At 72.7% G+C, this 5,310-nt stretch carries 5 protein-coding genes; 4 read left to right on the top strand and 1 reads right to left on the bottom strand.

Annotation, left to right across the window (positions count from 1 at the left end; translation table 11 throughout):
* The first annotated feature begins 59 nt into the window (after positions 1–59).
* The 3 genes from JF597_RS49380 to JF597_RS49370 all read left to right on the top strand — a co-directional run bounded on the left by JF597_RS49380 (position 60) and on the right by JF597_RS49370 (position 3,273).
* On the top strand, positions 60–1,277 hold the full coding sequence (locus tag JF597_RS49380) for a hypothetical protein (RefSeq protein WP_294012532.1): 1,218 nt from the start codon (positions 60–62) through the stop codon (positions 1,275–1,277).
* An 8-nt stretch (positions 1,278–1,285) separates the two neighbouring features.
* Complete coding sequence (locus tag JF597_RS49375; protein ID WP_294012529.1) at positions 1,286–2,551, top strand: extracellular solute-binding protein; 1,266 nt, start codon at positions 1,286–1,288, stop codon at positions 2,549–2,551.
* 74 nt (positions 2,552–2,625) lie between these two features.
* On the top strand, positions 2,626–3,273 hold the full coding sequence (locus tag JF597_RS49370) for a DUF6629 family protein (protein ID WP_294012526.1): 648 nt from the start codon (positions 2,626–2,628) through the stop codon (positions 3,271–3,273).
* A gap of 51 nt (positions 3,274–3,324) precedes the next feature.
* Here the strand turns inward: JF597_RS49370 and JF597_RS49365 are convergent, their stop codons facing one another.
* Complete coding sequence (locus tag JF597_RS49365; protein ID WP_294012523.1) at positions 3,325–4,188, bottom strand: LysR family transcriptional regulator; 864 nt, start codon at positions 4,186–4,188, stop codon at positions 3,325–3,327.
* A gap of 83 nt (positions 4,189–4,271) precedes the next feature.
* On the opposite strand from JF597_RS49365, the gene JF597_RS49360 reads away from it, so the two are divergent.
* Positions 4,272–4,997, top strand: coding sequence for an SDR family oxidoreductase (locus tag JF597_RS49360; RefSeq protein ID WP_294012521.1), 726 nt, complete (start codon positions 4,272–4,274; stop codon positions 4,995–4,997).
* Positions 4,998–5,310: the final 313 nt, after the last annotated feature.

Genomic DNA, 5,310 nt, shown 5'->3' with positions numbered 1-5,310 from the left:
CTCCTGGACCGCGCCTACGAGGTCCGCCCGTTCGCCTTCCGACACCACAGGGACAGCCCATGGCTCGGCAAGAGAGTCGCCCACTGGCTCCGGACGGTCGCTTACGCGCCCTCGCACAGGACACCTCCCGCCTCACGCGGGCCGTCGCCGCCGTAACCACCGAACTCGCCCGCCGGATCCTCCGCTACGCCTGGCCCTCCACCGCGGGCCACCGCAACCGCGCCTACCTGCGGGACCGGCTCCTCGCGCTGCCGCTGCTGGCCGTGGTGGCCTTCGGGGCGCTCGCCTGGGCCTACGCGGGCGTGCGCGGCGACTCCGCGTACATCAGGGAACGCGCGGCGCCCGCGCTGGTCGACCTCGCGGACGCCCGGGCCTCGCTGCTCATCGCGCAGGGCGAGGCCCAGCGGAACCTCGACGAGGGGCGCGCGGCGGAGCTCAGCGGGCTCAGCGAGCGGTACCGGACCCGCATCGCCCGCGCCACGCAGAGCCTGAACCAGGTCACCCGCAGCGGAGCCCTCACCGTCGCCGAGGAACAGGAACTGCGGGTGGTGTCCGCGCTGGTCGTCGACTACACCAGCTGGATCGGCCGGGCCCAGGGCCATGCCACCGATCCGGTCCTGCGGGATGCCGACTTCTCCTACGCGCGCAGCATGCTCTGCTCGCAGGCCCTCACCCCGACCACCGCGAACCCCTATCCCGCCTGCCGGCCCGACACCGGTTCCGCCGCGACCTCGATCGTCGACCGGGTGACCGGCCTGGAGGGGCGGCTGCGCGCGCGGCTCGCCGACCGGGCCGCCTGGGGCGCGGACACCATCACCGCAGCGGTGATCGCCGTGCTCGCCTTCGCCCTGCTCGCCGCCGGGCTGTGGCGGACGGTGTCCTTCCTGCACCGCCGCTTCCGGATCCGGCTGAGCATCCCGCTCGTGGCCGCCGCCCTGCCGCTGCTCGCCGTACCGTTCCTGACGGCCGACGCCCTGCTCGCCCTGGAGGCCCAGCACGAGACCGTCCCCGTCGCGGACGCGCTGGCCGAGCAGACCTCCCCGAAGACGGAGACGGTCGCCGAGGAACGCCCCTTCGCCGGACCGGACCCACAGGCCATCGAGACGCTCCAGGCCCGGATCGACGACGGCCTCGCCGACGGGCGGCTCGCCTTCCTCGACGGCCTCGCCCCGTTCGTGTTCCCCGCGGGTCTGACCGCCGCGGCCGTGATCGCCGGTGCCCTGCACGCCTACCGCCGCGAATACCTCGTGGTCGCCCGCCCGGGAGCCGTCGCATGAGCCGTCGCATGAGCCGTCTCCTGCGGGTCCTTCTCGCGGCGTGTCTGCTCGCACTCGTCCCCGGCTGCGGGTCGGACACCCGCGACCCGCTGGTCGTCCTCGGCCCCTGGACCGGCGAGGAGGGCCAGGCCTTCGAAGCCGCCCTCGACAAACTGGACGACGGTACCGGGCGGACGTACACCTATGAGGGCACCCGCTCACTCCGCGAGACGCTCGTCTCGCAGCTGGAGGCCGATGACCCGCCGGACGTGGCGGTCCTCAACAGCATCGGCGAACTCACCGAGTACGCCCGCCGCGACAAACTGAAGCCGCTCGCCGATGCGAGCGCCGAGCGTGCCTACCCGCCCTGGGCGCCGACCCTGCTGGTGGACAGCAAGCGGCGCACGTACTGGGTGCCGCTGAAGGTCGACCTCAAGAGCCTCGTGTGGAGCAAAAGGGGCGCCCCGCCCGAACGGCCCACCTGGTGCGTGGGTCTCGCCTCGCAGGCCACCTCCGGCTGGCCCGGCACCGACTGGATCGAGGACCTGGTCCTGCATCAGGCGGGCCCGGCCCTCTACACCGAATGGGCCACGGGCCGCCTCGACTGGCGCGACCCGGCCGTCGAGCGTGCCTGGACCAGCTGGGCGCGACTGCTCGGCAAGCGCTCCCCGGAGTCGGTCGAGCGGTCCCTGACCACGTCGTTCGAGGGTGCGTCCGACTCGCGGGGAGATCCGCGCGGCCTGCTCGACTCGCCCGGCTTCGACTGCACGCACGAGCACCAGAGCGCCTTCATCCGGTACGTCTACGCGGGCGACGACGTGACCGTGGAACCGTCGGCCCGCTATCTGGACGGGCCGTCCGCGTACCGGGATGCCTTCGAGGTCGCGGGCGACATGGCCGCCGTGTTCAGCGACGACCCGGACGCCCAGGAACTCGTGGAGCGGCTCTCCAGCCCGGCCGGACGGCAGAGCTGGCGGGCGGAGGCGGCTCCCGCGGTACGGCCGCTGTTCCCGGACTCGGCCGGACTGTCGCCGCCGACCTCCGCGACCCCGGTCGAGCGGGAGATCGACTCCCTGCTCACCACCCGCGCCCGCACCCTCTGCTTCGACGCCTCCGACGTGATGCCGCCCGAACTCCGAGACGCCTTCCATCGCGCCGTCCTGGAGTTCTTCCGTGACCCGACCCAGCGGCAACTCGATTCGCTGCTGCAGCAGTTGGAGACCGTGCGCGTCCAGGTGAACACGGACTCGGGCACCGACCGCACCTTCCGCCCACCACAGAACATCTGCGCCTGAGCGGCCCGGCTTCGGCCCCGCCCCGCGTCGTGGCGGAGCGGACGGCCGACCGCCTGACCTGACATGGTGGTGTCATGTGCTGGAGTGCGACAGCGGATCTCGTGGCGGGTACGGCCATCGCCTCCGTCGGGGCGGTCTGCGTGGCCCGGACCCGCCGTGCCGGAGACCTGCCCCTGGCCGCGCTGCCCCTGCTGCTCGGCGCCCATCAACTGGTGGAGGCCCGGATCTGGCACACCGGCGGAGGGACCGGCGCGGCCACCGTCGCCTGGGCCGTCATCGCCCTGCCCGTGCTCGCGGTGTGGGTGCCGGTGGGCGTGTGGTGCGCGGTCCCACGCCGAACCGGACGCCGGGTGACGGCGGTGGTGGCGGTGGGCGTCGTGACCGCCGCCTTCCTCGCGCATGCTCTCGCCACCCGCCCCGTCCGGGCCGAGATCCGCGGTCACACCATGGCCTACGTCATCGGACTGCCCCACGCGGAACTGCTCGTCGCGGGCTACCTCATCGCCACGGTCGGCGCACTGCTGCTCTCCGGCGACCGCAGCCTGACGGCACTGGGAGTGCTGACCGGGGCGGGCGCGCTGGTGTGCTGGTTGCTGTGGCGGCTGGAGTTCGTGTCGACCTGGTGTGCGCTGGCGGCGGTCTGCTCGTTGGTCCTGTACGGATGGGTGCGCACCCGTCCCGCGCCGAGGCTGGTTCTCCCCCCGTGGGACGCCCGGCACTGATCAGTGCGCGCGGCCGTCCCGGGCGGGCCGTCGGCTTCGTCCCCGCCGGGGTCAGGGCGTCGACATGATCATGTCGGCCGCGACGCCGACCAGTGACGCGACCGCCAAGGAGCGACTGCTCGGCGGCCAGGCGATCACCGTGGTCACCTCCGGCGCGTCGACGACGGGCACAGCGACGTGTTCCGGCCACTGCCAGGCCCGGCTGGAGGCAGGGATGACGAGCAACGTCCTGCCGAGCGCCACGAGTTGAGCCAGCTGTGACTGGGTGTGCACCTCGGGTCCCGGCCCGTCGGGATAGGACCCGTCGAGCCGGGGCCACCGCGCGATCGGCAGGTCCGGCACGTCCTGCACGTCCGCCAGCGTGAGCCGGTCGCGTGACGCGAGCGGATGCCCGGCGGGCACGATCGCGACCTGGCCCTCGACGTAGAGGTCCTCGGAGTCGAACCCGGCGAGGTCGTCGTACGGGTGATGCATGAGTGCCACGTCGGCGTGCCCGTCGCGGAGCAGCCGTGCCTGCTCGCCGACCTCGCACAGGAGGATCTCGATCGGTGGCGCTTGCGGGTCGCTCGCCACCGAGTCGAGGAGCTTTTGCAGCACTTCGTGGGATGCCCCGGCCTTCGTCGCGAGCACCAGCGGCCGCTTCGGGTCCCCGGCACGCCGCGTTCGACGTGCGGCGGCGGCGACCGCGTCCAGGGCCGCTACGGCCTCCCGGAGCAGCACACCGCCGGCCTCGGTGAGCGCCACTCCGCGACGGTCCCGATCGAGGAGCCGCACGCCGAGCCGGCGCTCCAGCCTCGCGATCGCGCGGGAGAGCGGCGGTTGCGCGATCCCGAGCCGAGCGGCGGCGCGCCCGAAGTGCAGTTCCTCGGCGACGGCGACGAAGTACCGAAGCTCGCGGGTCTCGAGATCGTCCACCCGGACAGCCTACCGACTGATACCCGGTGAGTATCACAGTGCACCGGTTCGATATTGGACGGTCAATGAGCGGCTCGCCCAGCATGGATCGCGTGAACGACATGAAGACCGCGCTGGTCACCGGCGCGAACAAGGGAATTGGTTTCGCCATCGCACAGGGTCTCGGGACCCTTGGCTTCACGGTCGCGGTGGGAGCTCGCGACGACTCCAGGCGCGAGCAGGCCGTCAAGGAACTGCGGGCCACGGGCGTCGACGCTTTCGGTGTCGCCCTCGACGTCACCTCCGACGACAGCGTCGCCGCGGCGGCGGCGACCGTCGAGCGGACGGCAGGTCGGCTCGACGTGCTCGTCAACAACGCGGGCGTCTCCGGCGCCATCGAAAACGGCACGCAGGATCCGACGACGCTCGACCTCGACGTCGTCCGCACCGTCCTCGACACCAACGTCCTCGGGGTCGTCCGGGTGACGAACGCGATGCTCCCGCTGCTCAGCCGCGCGAACTCACCGCGCATCGTCAACGTGTCGAGCAGCATGGGCTCGTTGACGCTGCAGACCGGACCGATCATGGCCGCGTACGCACCGTCGAAGTCGATGCTCAACAGCGTCACGGCGCAGTACGCCCGCAGGCTCGCCGATACGAACGTCATCGTGAACGCCTGCTGCCCCGGCTATGTGGCGACCGACTTCACCGGCTTCAACGCACCGCGGACACCCGAGCAGGGCGCGGCGATCGCCGTCCGGCTCGCCACCCTGCCGGACGACGGACCGCGCGGCGGCTTCTTCGACGACGAGGGCGTGGTCCCCTGGTGAACCCGGAAGGACGGCGGCGGCAGCGACGCTGCCCGTCCGGCGTCGCATGCCCGTGGCGCGCCTGACGGTCGCGGTCCGGTACTTCGGTGGTGCCGGACCCGCAGCCCATCGGCCGCCCGCTCGCGCCATGCGCGCCTGCGTCCTCGGCGGCGCCCTGAGACCCTCGCCTCCCGCACCGCTTGGCCCGTGCCGTCTGTTCCGGTGCCGACCAACACACGCGGCTCAGGCGGGCGGCCGCCCCGTGCTCTCCCGGACCACCAGTTCCGGCACGGAGAGCGGACGCGGGGCGATCGGCGCGGACTCCTCCAGTACT

This window comes from Streptomyces sp., from assembly GCF_019510245.1.
Classification (GTDB): Bacteria; Actinomycetota; Actinomycetes; order Streptomycetales; family Streptomycetaceae; genus Streptomyces.
The sequence above is the reverse complement of the archived record's forward strand: the minus strand, read 5'-3'. Positions and strand labels throughout refer to the sequence as shown.

Excerpts from the sequence above, each read along its gene's own strand:
- JF597_RS49380 (WP_294012532.1), top strand. The coding sequence starts at position 60 with ATGGCTCGGCAAGAGAGTCGCCCACTGGCTCCGGACGGTCGCTTACGC.
- JF597_RS49375 (WP_294012529.1), top strand. The coding sequence starts at position 1,286 with ATGAGCCGTCTCCTGCGGGTCCTTCTCGCGGCGTGTCTGCTCGCACTC.
- JF597_RS49370 (WP_294012526.1), top strand. The coding sequence starts at position 2,626 with ATGTGCTGGAGTGCGACAGCGGATCTCGTGGCGGGTACGGCCATCGCC.
- JF597_RS49360 (WP_294012521.1), top strand. The coding sequence starts at position 4,272 with ATGGATCGCGTGAACGACATGAAGACCGCGCTGGTCACCGGCGCGAAC.